The organism is Bradyrhizobium stylosanthis, assembly GCF_001641335.1.
GTDB classification, from domain to species: domain Bacteria; phylum Pseudomonadota; class Alphaproteobacteria; order Rhizobiales; family Xanthobacteraceae; genus Bradyrhizobium; species Bradyrhizobium stylosanthis.
Genome location: NZ_LVEM01000005.1, coordinates 624,737 through 644,707 on the forward strand (window position 1 = coordinate 624,737; position 19,971 = coordinate 644,707).

17 protein-coding genes are annotated in these 19,971 nt (G+C 60.5%); 9 read left to right on the plus strand and 8 right to left on the minus strand.

The features are described 5' to 3' along the window. Positions 1–42: 42 nt before the first annotated feature. The 4 genes from A7X65_RS34275 to A7X65_RS34290 all read left to right on the plus strand — a co-directional run bounded on the left by A7X65_RS34275 (position 43) and on the right by A7X65_RS34290 (position 2,676). A complete protein-coding gene (locus tag A7X65_RS34275) occupies positions 43–711 on the plus strand; it encodes an urease accessory protein UreF (RefSeq protein ID WP_245324026.1) in 669 nt (222 codons plus the stop codon). Continuing rightward, the gene (gene ureG, locus A7X65_RS34280) at positions 708–1,397 is read left to right on the plus strand and encodes an urease accessory protein UreG (RefSeq protein WP_063693720.1); all 690 of its coding nucleotides are present in this window, start codon (positions 708–710) and stop codon (positions 1,395–1,397) included. The genes A7X65_RS34275 and ureG overlap by 4 nt, the downstream gene beginning before the upstream one ends. Positions 1,398–1,608: 211 nt before the next feature. Next, the gene (locus tag A7X65_RS34285) at positions 1,609–1,926 is read left to right on the plus strand and encodes a chorismate mutase (protein ID WP_063693721.1); all 318 of its coding nucleotides are present in this window, start codon (positions 1,609–1,611) and stop codon (positions 1,924–1,926) included. Between the two features lie 366 nt (positions 1,927–2,292). Then, positions 2,293–2,676 carry a hypothetical protein gene (locus A7X65_RS34290; RefSeq protein ID WP_156528358.1) on the plus strand — a complete coding sequence of 128 codons (384 nt, stop codon included), beginning with the start codon at positions 2,293–2,295 and terminating at the stop codon, positions 2,674–2,676. A gap of 950 nt (positions 2,677–3,626) precedes the next feature. Here the strand turns inward: A7X65_RS34290 and A7X65_RS34295 are convergent. Genes A7X65_RS34295 through A7X65_RS42920 form a run of 3 tightly spaced genes read right to left on the minus strand, consistent with a single transcriptional unit; the run spans position 3,627 to position 6,137 of the window. Next, positions 3,627–4,244: a response regulator transcription factor gene (locus tag A7X65_RS34295; RefSeq protein WP_063693725.1), complete on the minus strand. Its 618-nt coding sequence runs from the start codon at positions 4,242–4,244 to the stop codon at positions 3,627–3,629. 8 nt (positions 4,245–4,252) lie between these two features. Continuing rightward, a complete protein-coding gene (locus A7X65_RS34300) occupies positions 4,253–5,959 on the minus strand; it encodes a sensor histidine kinase (RefSeq protein WP_063693726.1) in 1,707 nt (568 codons plus the stop codon). Continuing rightward, complete coding sequence (locus tag A7X65_RS42920; RefSeq protein ID WP_063693728.1) at positions 5,943–6,137, minus strand: hypothetical protein; 195 nt, start codon at positions 6,135–6,137, stop codon at positions 5,943–5,945. Before A7X65_RS42920 ends, A7X65_RS34300 begins: the two co-directional genes overlap by 17 nt. 361 nt (positions 6,138–6,498) lie before the next feature. On the opposite strand from A7X65_RS42920, the gene A7X65_RS34310 reads away from it, so the two are divergent. From A7X65_RS34310 to uvrA, 3 genes are all read left to right on the plus strand, one after another. Further along, positions 6,499–7,089: a GAF domain-containing protein gene (locus tag A7X65_RS34310; protein ID WP_063693730.1), complete on the plus strand. Its 591-nt coding sequence runs from the start codon at positions 6,499–6,501 to the stop codon at positions 7,087–7,089. A 1-nt stretch (position 7,090) separates the two neighbouring features. Next, the gene (locus A7X65_RS34315) at positions 7,091–7,738 is read left to right on the plus strand and encodes an MEDS domain-containing protein (protein ID WP_063693733.1); all 648 of its coding nucleotides are present in this window, start codon (positions 7,091–7,093) and stop codon (positions 7,736–7,738) included. Positions 7,739–8,046: 308 nt separating this feature from the next. Next, positions 8,047–10,644: an excinuclease ABC subunit UvrA gene (gene uvrA, locus A7X65_RS34325; protein ID WP_063693737.1), complete on the plus strand. Its 2,598-nt coding sequence runs from the start codon at positions 8,047–8,049 to the stop codon at positions 10,642–10,644. A 72-nt stretch (positions 10,645–10,716) separates the two neighbouring features. Here uvrA and A7X65_RS34330 read toward each other — a convergent pair whose 3' ends face one another. The 5 genes from A7X65_RS34330 to A7X65_RS34350 form a co-directional block, all read right to left on the minus strand. Next, positions 10,717–11,025 (minus strand): putative quinol monooxygenase, encoded by a 309-nt coding sequence (locus A7X65_RS34330; protein ID WP_063693739.1) that lies wholly within the window; start codon positions 11,023–11,025, stop codon positions 10,717–10,719. A gap of 205 nt (positions 11,026–11,230) precedes the next feature. Next, positions 11,231–12,454, minus strand: coding sequence for an adenylate/guanylate cyclase domain-containing protein (locus A7X65_RS34335; protein WP_145666767.1), 1,224 nt, complete (start codon positions 12,452–12,454; stop codon positions 11,231–11,233). Positions 12,455–12,635: 181 nt separating this feature from the next. Next, entirely contained in the window at positions 12,636–14,933 is a 2,298-nt protein-coding gene (locus tag A7X65_RS34340; protein WP_063693743.1) for a xanthine dehydrogenase family protein molybdopterin-binding subunit, read from the minus strand. Then, entirely contained in the window at positions 14,933–15,928 is a 996-nt protein-coding gene (locus tag A7X65_RS34345) for an FAD binding domain-containing protein (RefSeq protein WP_063693745.1), read from the minus strand. The genes A7X65_RS34340 and A7X65_RS34345 overlap by 1 nt, the downstream gene beginning before the upstream one ends. Continuing rightward, the gene (locus A7X65_RS34350; RefSeq protein WP_063693747.1) at positions 15,925–16,431 is read right to left on the minus strand and encodes a (2Fe-2S)-binding protein; all 507 of its coding nucleotides are present in this window, start codon (positions 16,429–16,431) and stop codon (positions 15,925–15,927) included. Before A7X65_RS34350 ends, A7X65_RS34345 begins: the two co-directional genes overlap by 4 nt. Before the next feature lie 334 nt (positions 16,432–16,765). Between A7X65_RS34350 and clpB the strand changes: the two genes are divergently transcribed. Both clpB and A7X65_RS41095 read left to right on the plus strand, forming a co-directional pair. Beyond that, entirely contained in the window at positions 16,766–19,417 is a 2,652-nt protein-coding gene (gene clpB, locus A7X65_RS34355) for an ATP-dependent chaperone ClpB (protein ID WP_063693749.1), read from the plus strand. Between the two features lie 102 nt (positions 19,418–19,519). Then, positions 19,520–19,828: a UBP-type zinc finger domain-containing protein gene (locus A7X65_RS41095; protein ID WP_071910839.1), complete on the plus strand. Its 309-nt coding sequence runs from the start codon at positions 19,520–19,522 to the stop codon at positions 19,826–19,828. The last annotated feature ends 143 nt before the right edge of the window (positions 19,829–19,971 follow it).

The window sequence follows — 19,971 nt, forward strand, 5'->3', positions numbered from 1 at the left end:
CATGGTGGTGCGATGACAGACCAGAGTTATGGACATACGGCGTTGGCGTTCCTGAGGCTGCAGAGCTGGCTCTCGCCGTCGTTTCCGAACGGGGCTTACAGCTACTCGCACGGACTAGAGTGGGCCGTTGAGGCCGGCTACGTCTCCGATCGACGCAGCCTGATCAATTGGCTCGAGGCCGATCTTTGCTATGGCTCCGGCCGAAACGAAGCAATCTTCTTCAGCGAAGCCTACCGATGCGTGGCCGAAGGCGCCGAGGGCCAGCTCCCGGGTCTAGCCGAACTCGCAGCCGCTTCACGCGGCACCTCCGAATTCGTACTCGAATCCGCGCAACAATCGTCTGCGTGCCTTACGACCCTTCGCAGTGTCTGGCCGGATCGAATTCTGGACATGTTCGCCGACCCGAACTGCCCGCCCGTGTTGGCTGTCCTGCTCGGAGCGCGAGCGGCGCGCGAGCCGATTGCCGTCGAAATCGCGCTGCCGGCGTTCCTGCACAGCTATGTCGCCAATCTGGTGAGCGCGGGCGTGCGATTGGTGCCTCTCGGTCAGACCGATGGTCAGCTTGCCATCGCGGCGCTCGAGCGGGCGATCCTGTCGCGCAGTGAAATCGCGAGCCGTGAGACGGTCGACGATCTCGGTTCGGCTGGTGTGATGGTTGAGCTCGCGTCTATCGCGCACGAACTCCAGTATACGAGGTTGTTTCGGTCATGAAAACGATTGAACGCGAGATCAGGTCTCTCCGCACACCTGGCATTCCCGGAACCAACGGGCCGCTGCGTGTCGGAATCGGCGGTCCTGTCGGTTCTGGAAAGACAGCGCTGGTCGAGGCGCTTTGCAAGCACCTGCGGGATTTCTACGAGATCTACGTCATCACTAACGATATCTACACCAAGGAGGACCAGCTCATTCTGACCCGCGCGCAAGCATTGGCAGCAGAGCGCATCATGGGAGTGGAAACGGGTGGCTGTCCGCATACGGCCATACGGGAGGACGCCTCGATGAACCTGGCGGCGATCCATGACATGAACCTGAAGTTTCCGGATGCGGAGCTTTGCTTCGTCGAGTCGGGTGGTGACAATCTCGCCGCGACCTTCAGCCCGGAGCTTGCAGACCTGACCGTCTACGTGATCGACGTCGCCGCAGGAGAAAAGATTCCGCGCAAGGGAGGGCCGGGGATCATGCGATCTGATCTGCTGGTGATCAACAAGATCGATCTGGCTCCCCTGGTGGGCGCGAATCTGGATATCATGGAATCGGATGCGCGACGCATGCGAGGCGCGCGACCGTTCATCTTTTCCAATCTGAAGAGTGGCCAAGGTGTCGACGAGATCGCGGGGTTCATTCTGCAGAAGGGTGGGTTGTCTGCCGCGATGTTGTCTGTGGAGGCTCATCGATGACGGCAACGGATTCGCTACAAGGTGAGATTGCCAAGGCTTACGTGGGGCTGAAGCCCGGTGCCGCCGAAGATGCCGATGGCACAATTGCGCTCTGTAGCTCGCTGTCAATAAGGTCCCGCGCGCCATACAGTTCGTCCGCGACCTTCCGATGTCCAATCGAACGACCATCCGCAGAAAGTTGGCGGATCTGAATGAATGAAGGAAGGTCGCAATGACGGATGATCACCAGAGTTTTGAGGGCGACTTGGCAAGGCTGCGCCAGAGCATTGACAACTTGGATGCTGCAATGGTGCATCTGCTGGCCGAGCGATTTCGTTGTACTCATGCGATCGGAGAACTCAAGGCCAGAGTAGGATTGGCATCTCGGGATCCCAAACGCGAAGTGGCGCAGTTGAGACGGCTGCGTAGCCTTGCCTCACAGAGCGGTCTCGATCCGGACTTTGCCCAGAAGCTCCATGCACTGGTTGTTCGCGAGGTCATCACCAATCACGAGGCGGTCAAGATAAGTGGCGCCGGGAACCAGTGCTAGGTCGCGAATGCAATCGCACGCTTGCTCCGCCGGCGGCCGGCGGACACCTCCCGAAATTGGAGACACACTCGGACTGTTTGCCAAAAGGGCGCTGTCCTGGTTCTGCTATCGAACTGCCGGACTTGTCACGCGGCCGCGGAGAGGCGCGACGTTCCACTGGTCATTGTCGGGCGGCGATGCGCTCCGTCAGGCCAGGTTGGTAGGACGGCCTGGTCAAACCTGCCGGCAAAAGATGCCTATGACATCTAATCTCTCGGAGGCGGCTTGGGCCGCATCCAATGAAATCAGTCATTTGCCGGGACTCTCTCCTGGCATCAGTCTTGCAACCTGTGGTGGGTGAAAGAGCGTGTCGAGAAAGCTGCGGTCATGATGGTCACGAGCGGTTTACAGGTCTATCCACCAAGTCCGCGCAACGCCGTGCCGGCATCAGGTGAAGCCGGCAATTCAGGCCCCACTCCTTCCACAAGTTCGCCGACCGGCAGCGCTTTGCTCGGCAATCTCAACATCCTGTCAGAGATATCGACGAGACTTGGAGACGGGCGGACCCTGTCTGCATTTCGGTTCGATCTCGGAAGCAACGGCATTCAGGCGCAATTGTCGGGTCCCGGTTCTGTACCTTCAATAGAGGATAAAATCGAGGACCGGCAGATGTTCTCTTCGTTCTTGCAGTTGGCGGCCTACTTCGACGCTCCGGTGAACGCGAAGACCACCCAGTTGGCAGGCACGGCGGCCCTTGACATACAACTTTGACAAGCCAACAGCCCGACGGGAGCCGGTGGTGCTCGTGGCAGCGCCTCTCGTTTCGGATCCATCGCGCATAAAAGGTGGCTGTTGCGGACTGCAAGCGCGCTGCCAGGATGGTTACGTTGCGCGCCGATAGGAAAACAGGACCGCTAAGATAGTGGGTATCGCGAAGTAGCGGGCCCCCGTCGTAAAGCCCCGACAAGGTGTCAGGTGCCGATGCATGGCCCGCGTCGCCGAACAGAGAACGCTGGCGGTCATCTACCCAATTCCCTCGTTCGGAATAGCGGAATTCGCAGCGAACGCTTGTTCTCCAGGTACCAACAAACATAGCAACATAAGGGATGGCTGCCGATCTACTGCCATTAAATTTTGGGTGCGTTTTCAATACCCGCGGAAACTTTCCCAAAGGAATCAGGAATCGAACCGGCGCTGCAAGTTATTGTTATTGCTGATGTTTTTAACGTGGTGCCCCTGGCCGATAATCAACTAGTCCCATAACAAATTGAATCTGCGATACTTTTAGCCGTCGATTGCCTCAGATACCGACAGGAATACCGACCAGATAATGGACGGGAGGCGTTCGAAAAAAATAGACTTGCGAGCGCTCTGCAGCACGCACAGTCTTGCGATTCTTGTCTTCATAAGCGCCGGCCGGAGCCCGTGGAAGCGCCGGACACACTATCGATAGCGGAGACTCGGCCGCCGCAGGCTACCTATGAAGCCTTGATCGCCCACGGTCCGATGCGAACGATACCGCACTCAATTCCGATTCTTTCGAGGCGGGTTGCGGCTGAAGCTGGCAAAGCGATTGGTGATCGCAAGGATCGAGGTGCCACGGGTGCCAAGCTTTCGGAAAGCGGCTCTTGATGGCTGATCAATCGGCGCCTGCAGCGCACATCCACCGGCGAGGCCACGTCGCGCGGACTTGATGGCGATCCTTGCCTTGGGATCTCCGCTCACGCCCGCTCTGCAAAGCTCGCGAGGACCAAAAGCCGGACAGCCTCCGCGAACTGATGTACGCCCAACCGGTCCATCATACGTGAGCGGTGAACCTCGACCGTGCGCACACTGATACCAAGACCGAAGGCAATGACCTTGTTTGGCTGGCCAGCCACGAGCGCCTCGAGCACTTGCCGCTCGCGTGGACTGAGCGTATTGATCAACGCCGCCGCAGCAGCAATTTCATCGACCCGGCCCTTCGTCGCGCTGTTCTTCAGCGCGGACTCAATCGCCGTTATCAGTGCGTCGTCGCTGTAGGGCTTTTCAATGAAGTCCACAGCTCCCGCCTTCATCGCCCGGACCGCGGTCTGCACGTCGCCTTGAGCCGTTACCACGATGACCGGCAAGCCCGGGTTTATCAGTTGAAGGCGAGCCTGAACCTCGAAGCCGTCCATCTCCGGCATACGAAGATCCAGCAGGACGCAGCCCCCGAGTAAGCTGCCCGCCACGTCGAGGAACGCTTTTGGCGTTTCATACGACGCCACCTGGAAGCCGACTGCATCCAGCAGCCGCTCTAAAGATCGGCGGATCGCCGGGTCGTCATCAACAACGTAAATGAACCGCTCGGGGGCCATCGATGGACTCATTGTTCCAGAGGGACGGGCAGCGTCACACGAAAGATCGCTCCGCCGCCGCAATTGGGCTCGTACGCCAGCTTTCCGCGATGGGCCTCGACGATCGAGCGGCAGATCGAGAGTCCCAGTCCCATGCCATCGACTTTCGTGGTGTGGAATGGCTCGAAGAGGTGTTCGACAATATCGTCCGGCAGGCCCGAGCCACGATCTGCTACAGCGATCTCAATCGACTTGTCATCGAGACGCGCTGTGACCACTTCCAACTCGCGCCATTCGCTTTGCGCCATCGCCTCGTGCGCATTCCGTATCAGATTAAGAATGACCTGCTGCAGCTGGATTCGGCTTGCAAACACCGCCTCGGCGCGCGGATCGAAGTTCAGCCGGACCTGCACACCGTGCGGGCCGGTTCCCGCTGAGGCAAGATTACTGGCTTCGCGGATCAGTTCCGGCAAGTTTTCGATGCGCATTTCCGTCTCGCCGCGCGTAACGAACTCTCGCAGCCGTCGAATGATCTCGCCGGCGCGGAGGCCCTGCTCGGCGGCTTCGCCAAGGACATCGCGTACAGTTTCGACCCTGTAGGGCGCGCCATTTGCCATCATCCGGCGCCCAGCATTGACTAAATTGGTCAGCGCGGTCAGCGGCTGGTTCAATTCATGTGCCAACGCACCGGCCATCTGACCCGCTGCGCTCAGCCTCGACGCATGGTGGAGCTCCTCTTGTAGCTTCTGCGCGCGGATATCTGCGCGCGCGCGCTCCTCAGCTTCAATCGTCAGTCGCTCAAGCGCCTCCGCCAACTCCGATGTCCGTTCCTTCACCCGCTGCTCCAACGACTCGTTGAGGCTTCGAAGATCACTCTCTAGCTTTTTCTGAGGCCTCAAATCGCGGCTGACACTCGCCATGTTTGTAGGATGGCCTGTGCGCTTGTCGTCGATGCGGAACCAATCCACCAGGAATGGAATGATCTCCCCGGTTCTAAAGTGGCGGAGGTGGAGTTCGCCGAGCCAGCGCCCGGTTCCCATCACCATTGGAAGCGCCTCGTGAAGCGCCCGAGTCCGCTCATGGGGAGCGATGAAATCGAAGATGCTGAGCCGCTGCACTTCCTCAAGGTCTGAAAGCCCGAGGAGTTCGTAGGCCGCCTTATTGAGATATTGCGGCGTGCCGTCTAGATCGGCAAAACCAATGAACTCGGACGACCGCTCGATCACGGCCGCCAGACGCCGTAGCTCGGCCTCGGCGTGCCAGCGTTGGATAGCGAGCGTTGCGTGGTTCGCCGCAATTCCGAGAAGAAGCCGGTCCGTCTCGCCCGGAAATTGCGGATTGACGGAACCCGCGACGATCCCGGCGTCTCCCCCAAAGCCCATTGGCGTCGCCAAGATCCGTAACGTTCCCTCCCCGAGCGGGTTGTCGATCGCGAATATCTGTTCGTGCCTTCCGCGCGACGCGCCGCGGAGGATGCGTTCAATGTGACCAGACGACCCGATGGATACCGCTTGGCTCGTTCGCATCACGTCGGCCGCAGCCTCGTCGCGCAGCCCAGGCACGGTCACGTAAATGACGTCGGCATGGAGCATCGAAAGCAAAGCGGCCGCCGCGCTGTCGGCGATCTGTCGCGAATTGTAGTCTTTCCAGATTGCCGGCAGTGTTGAAAGCGCGACGAGATCGCGTATGCAGCGCCTCAGCTCTTGCGGGTCGGTGAGCTTATCGACCCAAGGCATTTCGTCCGATCCAGTCCAGAGCCGCACCGCTGAAGTGGAAGGACACTTCTGCAATCGGCTGATCGGTTTCGGCGGCCACCTCTGTAAAGGACAGCTTTTCGGGCTGGTGGTGCGGCTCAATGCCCGCAATGACATCCCGCGGGAGCGCGTTGAGAATGCGATTGGCGCACTGAGACATGACGAGGCTCCCTATGCAGGTTCGGCGGGAGCGCAGGAGTGTCCCTCAGCCACTGAAGCCATCTAGTCTCCCAGTGATAGGAAATATTAGCTCTGCTGATCCGGAATAGCGAGCCTTGGTTCCTAACCGACAGGCAAATCTCATAGAAAACCTCAACCGGGATGGGACGGTCATGTGCTGAAGCGACCCGCAAGATGTCGCAAAAAGCGCTTTGATCATCGTCGGATTTCGCTGGCTGGCATAGCAAAAGTGATTACGTAAAATTACTTAATCTGCTTGAGCGCTATCTCCCCTTACATTTCCGCATCTCGTTTGGCCGCGCGAAAATGTTGCCGCGGCACGGCGCGCGGAAGTAAAGGCGATGGCAAACCTCAAGGAGCCGCTTGACGCTGCAACTGGGCAACAAATCGACGCCGTCCTGCAGCAGCTGAGAAATTCCAAGGATGTCGGCGCGGACCTGCTGCGGGTCCTGGATATCGCGATCGGCATAACGGGCGCCGACATGGGCACGGTGCAGCGTTTCGACGAAGCAGCCGACTGCCTGAGAATCGTTGCCAGCCGCGGATTCTCGAGCGAAGTCCTGACTTTTTTCGACGTTGTGCGCCGCGACACTAACACGACATGCGCTGCCGCGCTCATGCGGCGCATGCGTGTGTTTGTCGAGGACGTCGCAACGAGCTACCTGTTTGTCGGCACGCGCGAGCTCGATGTACTGCGTGCCGACGGCATTGCCGCCGCACAATCGACACCGCTCATCAGCAGCAATGGCCGCCTATGGGGCGTGTTCACAACGCACTTCCGCGAACCGCAGATAGAGAGCGAGTTCGATCATGCTCCGCTGGATCGGTTGGCCGTCCAGGTCGCGGACAGCCTGGAGCAACGAGAGGGCCTGGCGCCGGGCCAGCAATTTCATGGCAAGCAGGTCCCAGAGGACTCTCAACCGGGAGGCTGACATGAATTCAACTGCCGAGCCCATTCCTTTTGGACGATCCATGCTGCGGGAGCACCGGCATGTTTGCGCGTTCTTCAGTTCGGCCGTGGAGGAATACGACACGTTGCTGCCGTTCATTTGCGACGGCATCAACTGCGGCCAGCGCGCGTTTCATGTCCTTCCTTCTCAGCACAGAGAGAATCACCTGAATTCGTTGCGCAACGCCGGCGTCGACGTGGAGAAGACGATGAAAAGCCGTCAGCTCGAAGTCGCGCTGCCGGAGGACACCTATCTCAAGACCGGACGCTTCGACAAGGACGCCATGCTCGTCTTGATCCAGGAGGCCTTGAAGGCCGGGGCCGGGCTCGGTTTCCCGCTGACGCGGATGATCGCGCACGCCGAAACGGCTGTGGACGACTGGAAGAGCGGCGTCGATTGGGCCGAATATGAGATGCGACTCAATAGCGTGCTGCCGAACTACGACGACCCGGTGATTTGCACCTACGATGTCAATATGCTGACGGCACCGCATGCCGTCGATATTTTGCGAACGCATCCTATGGCTATCATCGGTGGCGTCTTGATCGAGAACTCGTTCTTCACGAGCCCGCAGGAGTTTATCCGCGAGGTGCAGTCGCGAACCGGACCAAGCCAAGCCTATCGGGCATAGCCCGCCGGCGCCTTGAGACCATGCTTGTCTCAGAGCTGCGTCGCTTCTTGACTATCGTCAATGACAAGAGGGCTCTTCCGATCAATCCTCCTTTGCGTTCCTGGCGGCACGACGGAGTTGCGGTGGTTGGAGGCGCTCGGCGATACGATGGGCGAGATCGCAACACGCGAAACCCGCACTGCCGATATGTTCGTCGCAATGCGGCCGAATGGCTCGTCAATGGAGCCCGAACATCTGGTCGAGTGGGTCCTGTTCGGGACGGAACTCCACTCGGCCGTCAAGCTTTTCGCTCCGGTTGGCTCGTGTAAATGTTAGAAATCAGCAAACCTCCTTCTCTAAACACCGCGGGAGATGATCTGCGCGGCTTCGTCCGCGTGCGCGGAGCACGCGAGCATAATTTGAAGAATATCGATCTCGCCATTCCCCGCGATGCCCTGGTGGTGTTTACCGGCGTGTCCGGCTCGGGCAAATCGTCACTCGCCTTTGGAACGCTCTACGCAGAGGCGCAGCGGCGGTATCTCGAATCCGTCTCGCCTTATGCGCGTCGTCTGTTTCATCAGATGGCGGTTCCCGAGGTTGACGAAATCGACGGCCTTCCGCCGGCCGTGGCCTTGCAGCAGCAGCGCGGGTCGCCCACCACGCGCTCTTCCGTCGGAAGCGTCACGACACTGTCCAACCTGCTTCGAATGCTGTACTCGCGCGCCGGCGACTATCCACGGCAACAGGCGCATCTCGATGCTGAGGCTTTTTCGACCAATACGCCGGCGGGGGCCTGCCCCCGATGCCATGGGCTCGGTCGGGTCTACGAGGTGACCGAACGCTCGATGGTGCCGGATGATTCCAAAAGCATTCGCGAGCGGGCGATTGCAGCCTGGCCGCCCGCCTGGCATGGCGGCAACCTGCGCGACATGCTGATTTCGCTCGGCTACGATGTCGATCGTCCGTGGCGCGAATTACCGAAAAAGGCCCGCGACTGGATCCTGTATACCGATGAGCAACCAGTGGTCCCGGTTTACATCGGGTATGACGCGAACGAGGCACGAAGGGCGATCAGACGCAAGGAGGAGCCCAGTTACCGCGGCAATTTCTCCAGCGCCAGGCGATATGTGCTGAACACCTTTGCTACCACTGAAAGCGCGTCGATCAAGAAACGGGTATCGCGCTACATGGTAAGTACCGAATGCCCGCTCTGTCACGGCAAGCGGCTTCGCCGCGAAGCGCTGTCGGTCAAGTTTGCCGGCTTCGATATTGCCGATATCTCCAGGATTCCGCTGGCCAGGCTCGCTGACCTCTTGCGTCCCTATGCGGAGGCCACTGCTCCCACCCTGACCAAGCTTAAGGGGCAGCATCCGGAGAAAGCGTTGGTGGTGCAGCGAATCGCCGATGACTTCGGTGGCCGCCTCGCGGTTCTGCTTGACCTCGGACTAGGCTATCTTTCGCTGGAGCGGAGTACCCCGACACTCTCTCCGGGTGAACTGCAGCGCCTGCGACTGGCAACCCAAGTGCGTTCCAATCTGTTCGGCGTCGTCTATGTGCTCGACGAACCCTCCGCCGGACTTCATCCCGCGGACACCGAGGCGCTGCTGACGGCGCTCGACCAATTGAAGGCCTCCGGCAACTCGCTTTTCGTGGTCGAACACGAGATCGATGTGATCCGAAATGCGGATTGGGTTGTCGATGTCGGGCCTGGCGCCGGCGAACTCGGCGGCAAAGTGCTCTACAGCGGTCCTCTACAAGGGTTCAAGCAGGTAGAGGAGTCGCAAACCCGCCGTTACCTGTTCGGCGACCACATTGTGCCAAACCGAATGCCGCGCTCGCCCAAGGGCTGGTTGCGGCTGCGCGGCGTCAGTCGCAACAACCTCCATGACCTCAATGTCGATTTTCCGCTGGGAGTATTCACCACCGTGACTGGCGTTTCCGGCTCGGGCAAGTCGAGCCTGGTGAGCCAAGTCCTGGTGGAATTGATTGCAAAAAGGCTAGGCCATCCCGTGCCGTCGATCGACGATGAAGGCGACGAACTCGAGCGAACCGTCGTGACCACACTCGGCGGCCGGATCGCGAGTGGAATGGAGGGAATCAAGCGATTGGTGGTTGTCGATCAAAAGGCGATCGGACGCACTCCACGGTCCAACCTCGCGACCTACACAGGGCTGTTCGATCACGTTCGCAGGATATTCGCGGCCACCAAGTCCGCGCGCGCCCGTCACTACGACGCTGGCCGCTTTTCCTTCAATGTTGCCAAAGGGCGTTGCGAGACCTGCGAGGGCGAAGGCTTTGTTTGCGTCGAATTGCTGTTCCTGCCCAGTGTGTATGCACCGTGCCCAAGCTGTCATGGCGCTCGCTACAACGCGAAAACCCTTGAAATCAAATACCGTGGCAAAGACATCGCCGCCGTACTGGGAATGACGGTCGACGCCGCTTTCGCATTCTTTGCCGAGGAGGTGCCGGTGCGCCGGTCCCTCGATGTGCTGCGGCAGGTTGGCCTCGGCTATCTGCGACTTGGCCAGCCGGCGACGGAGCTTTCCGGCGGCGAAGCCCAGCGTATCAAGCTCGCCGCCGAGCTGCAACGGACGCAACGTGACCGAACGCTCTACGTCCTTGACGAGCCCACCACGGGACTACATCCGGCGGACGTCGAGAAGCTCATCGCACAACTCGACGGGCTGGTTGAAGCCGGCAACACCGTCATCGTGGTCGAGCATGACATGCGCGTTGCCGCCGGTAGCGACTGGGTCATGGATATCGGCCCCGGTGCAGGGGACGAAGGCGGTCGGGTGGTGGCGGTCGGCACCCCTGCCGAGGTCGCTGGATCGCCCATAAGCCGTACAGCGCCATACCTGGCGCGATTCAGGACTCCGCTTGCGGCCGACGCGTCAAGGTCCAATCGGCTCGCGGCCCCTCAGTAACATCGCGGGAATCGGCGCCCAAGGATGTCGCTGCCGGCGGACGGCAGTCGCGACCCAAAAGACCGCCAGACCTTACTTCGCTGATTTGTTCGCAATGATACTCAATTTATGAATCTCCGGTGTCTTGTCGAACATGTCGCCTGCCTTGATCTTCTCCATCAATGCGGCGGCAACCTTTCCGTTGAGATGCGCGTCGCGTCCAGCCTCATCGTTGAAAGTATCGAAGATTGCGAAAGAGGAAGGTCCCTCCTGAATCGCATACCACGAGATCGTTCCGGGTTCGTCGTTCACCAGTGGAACCGCCGACCGCAGAAAGTCCTCGACCTCTTTCTCCTTGCCGGGCTTGGCCACAAGCGGAACGTATAGCGCGAACTTTGTCATTCTACTCTCCGGTTCCCGTCGTCGCGAGTATCAAATCAATTGCGATTTAGAACTTGTATCGTGGGGAGACGCGCGCTGCGTTGACCGATGTCAGTGTCGGCGAACAAGATCTTCCCATAGATGGAGAAGATCGAGTGGCACGCTTCGGTCAAACGACCTGACCGCCAAAGCTAACCGCTTCGGCGAAAATCAGCGTTCTCTTTCATTAAGCTGCCATCCCCGGCAGGTATTTCAGGCCGTTGGGCCTTTCACCCAAGATATGCCAGACCTCCATTTCACCTGATCCCTTGACGTCTATCGTCCCGCGCGTTTCGCAGACGAAGTCGTCCTTAATCAGTTGATAAGTTGCCTGTGTGATCTGAATGGCTTCGCTCTGGCCGTAAGATTCCATGCGACTGGCCATGTTCACAGCATCGCCCCACAGATCATATATGAACTTCTTCCGGCCGATGATGCCGGCCACCACCGGGCCCGAGTTCATGCCGATGCGGAATGTCAGTCGCCTGCCGCGGAAGTCACGCTCGGCCACACAAGCTTGCATCTCGAGCGCCAAGCGTGCCAGCGCGTGGGCATGGTCGGCGCGCGGGCGCGGCACGCCGGCAACGACCATATAGCAGTCGCCAATGGTCTTGATCTTCTCCAACTGATATTTCTCGACCAGTAAGTCGAAGCACATGAAGACCTCGTCGAGTAGCCCCACTAGTTCCATAGGCGACATTGACCGAGCCAGCGGGGTAAACTGCACCACATCGGCGAACAGGATACTCGCCTCGTCGTACTGATCGGCGATAGTACGGTACTCACCTTTCAATATGTTGGAGATCTCAATTGGCAAGATATTCAGCAGCAGCATTTCGGATCGTTCCTGGAGCCGGTTTTTCTTGTCGACGAAGTAGTAAAGCATCGCAAAGACAAGACTCAGGACGCAGCCAATATTCAGTACATAGAAGAAAGTGATCATCGAAGAAGGCAGGGCGGCGGAATCGCCGAAGGATTGCAGAAACGCGGTGCTTGCAAGCAGGATGAGGAAGGCCCAGAACCAGCGGGATGCGGCTCGAAGATCATGGACAACCAGGGCGCCCAATGGACAAAGCGTGGACCAAAGGATGACGGCGCTCGAATTGTGGAAGCCACCCAGAATAATCGCCATCAGCCACGGGAGCAGCAAAATCAGCATCAACTGCGTGAACCGATAGATCTGGTAGCGGGGGTACATGCTGAACAGGACGGTATTGCCCAGCGACAATACGCTGTACACGGCGGGGATGGCGCCGGCGTTAGGTGCTCCAACGGCGATGTAGACGAGACCCCACAGTGCCGCCGCAACGGCCGATGCCAGCACGACGCCAATGAGTATCATTTTCTGCAACGCGACATCGTCGCTATCGCGTTGGTCCGCGCCTATCTGGGCGATCAGCGGGGTCAGCATGCAAAGGCCGGCCTCTCGATGAAATAGCTTAAGAGCCAGCGTGTTGTTGGGAATGGGAGCCCACAATTCGGGCGACGCCGATCCCCCAACAGCTGCAGGGAATGATCGTGATGCGCGACCCGCACCGACCTTTGGTCCCGATTGCCGGCATCGGCCGGATGACCGTCGTTACGCCGCGCATCTACATCAGCTTCTCCATGGTGATCGGCAGGTCGCGCACCCGCTTGCCGGTGGCATGGAACACGGCATTGGCGATGGCAGCGGCAGCGCCGACGACGCCGATTTCACCAACTGTCTTGCCGCCGAGAGCGCTGGCGTGAAAGTCCGGCTCGCCGACTGAGATGACCTCGATATCAGGCACGTCGGCGTTCACCGGCACGACGTACTCGGCAAGGTTATTGTTGGTGATGCGCGCATAGCGGCGATCGATGTGTATGGCTTCGAGAAGCGCCTCTCCCATTCCCATGATCATGCCACCCTTCCACTGACTTTCGGCGAGCTTGGGGTTGTAGAGCCTGCCGCAATCAAAGGCTCCGACCATCCGGCGGACACGCACGGTCCCATAGTCCTCGTCGACGCGCACCTCCACGAACTGCGCGCACCATGCGTAAGTCGCGTGGGTAGCTGACGATGGGCCCATATATTTGAAGCTGTCATACGCGTCGCGCTGCTCGCTTTCGGACGATGCCTTGTCGGCCGGCATGGTATTGCGCGTGACCTCGATACGATCACGCCCGACCATGCGCATGAACTCCGAAATCATGACGGCTTCTGCGGAGCCATCCGTCGGCGCGATCTTTCCATCCTTGATCGTGAAATCGTTCGCGCGCTTGGCCTTGAACGGCGAACCAGCATGACTGGATGCCAGCGTCAGCAGTTCCTCGCGCGCGGCACGTGCGGTCTTGTCCACGGCGCCGGTGAGGAGATTGGCAATCTGCGAAACTCCGGCGACCGGTGCGCGCGGAAGGCTGGTGTCGCCGAGCCGAACGCGCACCTGCTCGAACGGCACGCCGAGCGCGTCGGCGGCTGTCTGGGCAAGGATGGTGTAGGTACCGCCACCGATGTCCGCGCCGCTCGATGCAACATCGACCGAGCCATCGGCCGCAATCGTGACCCTGGCCTCGCCGGGCGTGTGCACGTTTGGGAAAGCGCCTCCCGCCATTCCCCATCCGATCAATTCGTGGCCATCCCGCATCGAACGCGGCTCCGGCGAGCGTCGCTCCCAGCCAAACGCCCGTGCGCCGGCGTCATAGGCTTCGCGGAGCCGGCGGGTCGACCAGGGTTTCGCCGATTCGGGATCCTGACTGGCATAATTGCGTAGCCGCAATTCGATCGGATCGAGCTTAAGCTTGTAAGCAAGCTCATCCATCGCGCTTTCGAGCGCATAGGCACCGATCGCTTCTCCTGGCGCGCGCTTCCAGCTCGGTGTAAAGGAATTGACCCGCACCAGCTTCTGCGACGAACTCAGGTTCGGCACGGCGTACATGACCCTGGCTGTGGCCGCACCACCTTCGACATAATCGTCATCGACGGAGGTCTCGCTGGTGTTCTCGTGAATGATCACCTGCAGCTTTCCGTCTTCACTGGCGCCGAGCGTCAGGTTCTGCCGTATCGCGGGACGCAAGCCGTTGCCGGTGAAGTTTTGCGGACGCGACAGCGCCAGCTTTACCGGTCGTCGCATTTCGCGTGCAGCCATCGCTGCGAGGAGCGCGTCCGCGTGAGCCGTGACCTTGACTCCGAAGCCACCTCCCACGAACGGAGAAATGACACGAACCTTCTCCATCGGGATTGCAAACCACTCGGAAAATGCTCGTCGTGCACCCTCTGCCCATTGGCTCGGCATCCAAACGGTCAGATCGCCATCGGTGCCCCAGGCTGCGATTGTTCCAAGCGGCTCCATCGGACAGGAATATTCGCGCGGCGTGGTGTACGTCGCCTCCATGCGAACCGCTGCTGCCGCGAGCGCACCCTTTGCGTCGCCCCGGCCCATACCGGATGACGGAGCCCCGGGGACATCAATTGGTCGAGCCGTTGGGTCATCGATGTCGGCGACGGCCGGCTCGGCCTGGTAGTCGACGCGCACGCCGCCCGCAGCCTCGATCGCATGATCGAAGCTATCGGCGACCACGAGGGCAATCGGTTGACCGTTGTAACGGATGCGATCGTCCTGGAGCGGCAAGAAGCTCTCCATGACGCTCCCTGCTGGAACCATGGGACAGCTCTTGAGCGGCAGGGCGTCGGCATGAGTCAAGATCCGCAGTACACCTGGTATCGTCTGCGCCGCGGCAAGATCGATCTTTCCGATGCGCCCCGACGGCACGATGCTCTCGACGATCACGGCATGGACGATATCTGCCAAATCGTGTTCGAGGGCGTAGTCGGCTCGCCCGGTGACTTTCGCAACGCCATCAGCACGCGCGATGCGGCGGCCGAGAAACGCTCCGTTGCTCTTCAGAGATTCAGAACTGGTGGTAGACATCAGGAAGTCCCTCCAACGGTCAGCAGCGCACGCGCGACCACGCGGGGAGCCAGGTCAATCTTGAAACGGTCTTCGCCATGGTCGACGGCGCCTTCGGTGGCCAGGCGACTCGCGGCCCGCACGGTCGGCTCGTCGAAGGTACGTCCGACAAGCGCGGCTTCGACCGTACGTGCCCGCCACGGTCTCGTGGCGATGCCGCCGAGCGCGACCCTGACGTCGCGGATCGTGCGCCCGTCCGCCTCGAGTTCCAGGCCAACAGCGGCGCTCGCCACCGCGAACTCGTAAGACTCGCGATCGCGGACCTTGAGATAGTGCGAGCGGCGCAACGCCGGGGAGGTCGGGATCTCGACCGCGACGATCAACTCGCCCGGCGAGAGCGGATGCTCAACGTCGGGCGTGTCGCCGGGTAAAGTGAAAAAGTCATCAATCGGGATGCGGCGTGGCTTGCCATTTTCGACATAGACCGCAGCGTCGAAGGCGACAAGCGCAACTGCAAAGTCACCGGGATTTGTAGCGATGCAGCTCGGACTCGTGCCCAAGACAGCGTGGCCGCGGTTGACGCCCTCAAGTGCTGCGCAGCCAGACCCGGGATTGCGTTTGTTGCAGGCACTGTAGACCCCTGGCTCGCGGAAATAGCTGCAGCGTGTCCGCTGCATGAGATTGCCACCGATCGTGGCCATGTTGCGCAGTTGCGCCGAGGCGCCGCGCCACAGCGATTCCGACAGGACCGGAAACTCTTTCCGGATCGTGGGGTGATCGGCGACATCGCTCATTCTTGAGAGGGCGCCAATGCGCACGCTCGCCGGACCGGCTTCGATCGTGTCGAGGCCCGGCAAGCGCGTAATGTCGATGAGCGCTGAAGGGACCTCCACGCCGCATTTCATCAGGTCGACCATGGTGGTACCGCCAGCGAGGAAGCGGGAACCTGCCTGATCGGCTACGGCCCTCAGCGCGTCGGGAATGGCTGTGGCCCGAACATACTCGAAATTGTTCATCGACCGCGCCCCTCTCCCAAATCCATCGCTTGCGCCGCGTCGCGCACAGCCGCGACGATGTGCGGATAGGCGCCGCAACGGCATAGATTGCCCGACATATATTCGCGGATGCTGGTGTCCGAACCGGTCCGGCCTTCGTTAATACAAGCGACAGCCGACATGATTTGACCAGACGTGCAGTATCCGCACTGGAAGGCATCGTGGCGGATAAACGCCTCCTGCACCGCGTGCAGGCTGCCGTTGACTGCCAAGCCCTCGATGGTGGTAATCGCCAGCCCTTCGACCTGGGACGCAAGCGTCAGGCATGCGAGGACACGCCGTCCATCGACGTGAACGGTGCAGGCGCCGCACTGGCCCTGATCGCATCCTTTCTTGGTACCAAAGAGATGCGCGTATTCACGCAACGCATCCAACAGCGTGACCCGCGGCTCGATCTGCAGCAGATGCTCGGAGCCGTTGATGCAAAGCCTGATTCCTGCGTCCGCGATGGCTGATTTCGCCATGGGTCGAACTCCTGTGATGACTGGTGAGCTGAGAAGGGTTGAGCGATTTCGGAAGGCATCATCTCGCTTTCATGACAGCTCGACGCAACATGCGCATTGACAACCATCAGCACGCGTGCGGCGAAAGCCGCTTGACGAGTTGACGAATGTCAGCGCGCGCTTGCAGAAATTGCGAGAGGATGAGGTATGCGTACCTTTGCACATAATTCTCAGAGCAGCGTGCGGTTGGCGAGCAGGTCGCGCGTCTTCAATATTTGAGCGCGATCGAACGGAAGCCCGGTATCCTCGCTGATCGCATTTTTGGGGCGGAGCAGCAGGCCGAGGGAAGACGACGATGAATATTGAACAATATACCGAGCGCTCCAGGGGCTTCATCCAATCCGCGCAGTCGCTGGCAATGCGCGAAGGTCATCAGCAATTCTCCACCCTGCACATGCTGAAGGTCCTGCTGGATGACAGCGAGGGCTTGGCGTCTGGCCTGATCGACCGCGCCGGCGGTAATTCCCGTGCAATCCTGAAGGCGACCGATGATGCCCTGAACAAGGTGCCAAAGGTCTCCGGCGGCGGCGCCGGGCAGGTTTATCTTGCCCCCGAACTCGCGCGAGCCTTTGACGCTGCCGAAAAGGCAGCCGAGAAGGCCGGCGACAGCTTCGTCACCGTAGAGCGGCTGCTGATCGGCCTCGCCATCGACAAGAACACCGAGGCTGGCCAACTGCTGGCCAAGGGCGGGGTTAACGCGCAGAACTTAAATGCTGCGATCGAATCCCTGCGCAAGGGCCGCACCGCGGATTCTGCGACGGCCGAGAACGCCTATGACGCGTTGAAGAAATATGCCCGGGACCTGACCCAGGCGGCGCGCGACGGCAAGCTCGATCCGGTCATCGGCCGCGACGAGGAGATCCGCCGCACGATTCAAGTGCTGTCGCGCCGGACCAAGAACAACCCCGTCCTGATCGGCGAGCCCGGCGTCGGCAAGACCGCGATCGCGGAAGGGCTCGCGCTGCGCATCGTCAATGGTGACGTGCCGGAGAGCCTACACGACAAGAAGCTGCTTGCGCTCGACCTCGGCGCGCTGATCGCCGGCGCGAAATACCGCGGTGAGTTCGAGGAGCGGCTGAAGTCCGTGCTCCAGGAAGTCACCGCGAGCGGGGGTACCTTCATCCTGTTCATCGACGAGATGCACACGCTGATCGGCGCCGGCAAGACTGACGGCGCAATGGATGCTTCCAACCTGCTCAAGCCCGCGCTTGCCCGCGGCGAGCTGCACTGCATCGGCGCGACCACGCTCGACGAGTATCAGAAGCACGTCGAGAAGGACGCTGCGCTGGCGCGGCGGTTCCAGCCGATTTTCGTCAGCGAGCCCTCGGTCGAGGACACCATCTCGATCCTGCGCGGCCTGAAGGACAAGTACGAGCAGCATCACGGCGTGCGCATCACCGATTCCGCGCTTGTTGCGGCTGCGACGCTGTCGCACCGCTATATCACCAACCGCTTCCTGCCCGACAAGGCGATCGACCTCATGGACGAAGCCGCGGCGCGGCTGAAGATGCAGGTCGATTCCAAGCCGGAAGAGCTGGACTCGTTGGATCGGGAAATTGTTCGGCTGAAGATCGAACAGGAAGCCCTGAAGAGGGAAAGCGATCCTGGCTCCAAGATTCGGCTGCAGTCGCTCGAGAAAGAGCTCGCCGATCTCGAGGAGAAGGCCGCGGCGCTCACGGCGCGCTGGAGCGCCGAGAAGAGCAAGCTCGTGAACGCCCAGAAGCTGAAGGCGGAGCTCGACGGGTTGCGCGTCGAACTCGCCAATGCTCAGCGCCGCGGCGAATTCCAGAGGGCGGGCGAATTGGCCTACGGCCGGATCCCGCAGCTCGAGAAGCAGCTTGCCGAGATCGAGGCCAAGGAAAACACAACGCAGAACTCCGGCGAGATGGTAGAGGAGGCGGTCACCGCCAACCACATCGCGCAGGTGGTCTCGCGCTGGACCGGCGTGCCCGTCGACAAGATGCTGGAGGGCGAGAGGGAAAAGCTCCTGAAGATGGAAGAGTCGCTGAGTGAGCGCGTCGTCGGCCAGGCGGAGGCCGTGCGTGCGGTCGCGACGGCCGTTCGTCGCTCGCGGGCAGGCTTGCAGGACCCCAACCGGCCAATGGGCTCGTTCATGTTTTTGGGCCCCACCGGTGTCGGCAAGACCGAGTTGACGAAAGCTCTAGCGGAGTACTTGTTCGACGACGAGACCGCGATGGTCCGCCTCGACATGTCCGAGTACATGGAGAAGCACTCGGTCTCGCGGCTGATCGGCGCCCCTCCGGGGTATGTCGGCTATGACGAGGGTGGCGCGCTCACCGAAGCGGTGCGGCGCCGGCCCTACCAGGTGGTGCTGTTCGACGAGATCGAGAAAGCGCATCCAGACGTCTTCAATGTGCTGTTACAGGTGCTCGACGACGGCCGCCTGACCGACGGCCAGGGCCGCACCGTGGATTTCCGCAACACGCTGATCATCATGACCTCGAACCTCGGCTCGGAGTTCCTGGTGAACCAGCCGGAGGGCGAGGATACCTCGGCCGTGCGCGAGCAGGTCATGGGCATGGTGCGCGGGCATTTCCGCCCCGAATTCCTCAACCGCGTCGACGAGATCATCCTGTTCCACCGCCTGCAACGCAGCGAGATGGGGCGGATCGTCGAGATCCAGTTCGCGCGGCTGCAGAAGTTGCTGACCGATCGCAAGATTACGCTCACGCTTGATGCGGATGCGAGGGATTGGCTCGCCGGGAAGGGCTGGGATCCCGCTTACGGCGCGCGACCGCTGAAGCGGGTGATCCAAAAATATCTGCAGGATCCCCTGGCCGAAATGATCCTCGCCGGCGAGGTGAAGGACGGCGACAAGGTCGCGATCTCCGCCGAGGGCAATGTGCTGACCTTCAACGGCAAGGCTCCGCAGACGGCGGAAATAGCGCAGTTCAACGCGCCATCTCCGAAGCGGAGATTGCACTGAACGGCCTGCCCGAGCTGTTAGGGCGAAGAACGGCCTTCGCTCTGCAACGGGCGGGGATTTGAGATCAGACGGAACGCAGCAGACAGATAATGAGGGGATGACATGGCAAAGCGTTGCAGGCACTTGGCAGGAATTCATGACGTCGTTCCCAGTGCTCTGGGATGTGAAGAATGCCTGCAACTGGGCGACCCATGGCTACACTTACGCGTTTGCCGAACCTGCGGTCATGTCGGTTGCTGTGATCAGTCGCCGAATCGGCACGCGACGAAGCATTTTCACGCAACCGGTCATCCCATCATTGAAGCCTATGATCCGCCAGAAGGCTGGGGCTGGTGCTATGTTGACGAAATGGTCTTCGACTTGTCGGACAGACCGACGCCCCAGCTGGGTCCGATCCCGAGATTTTATTGATGCCCACACTACACTGCCTGATCAGAGGCCCCGAACGCGCGGGCGAAACGTAAACGACAGTTGATGATGCAATGCTTTCCGGCGTTTGTTGACGGCTGTCAAGGCAGAGCATCGTTCGTTGCGTCATCGTCAGCTACCAAAGC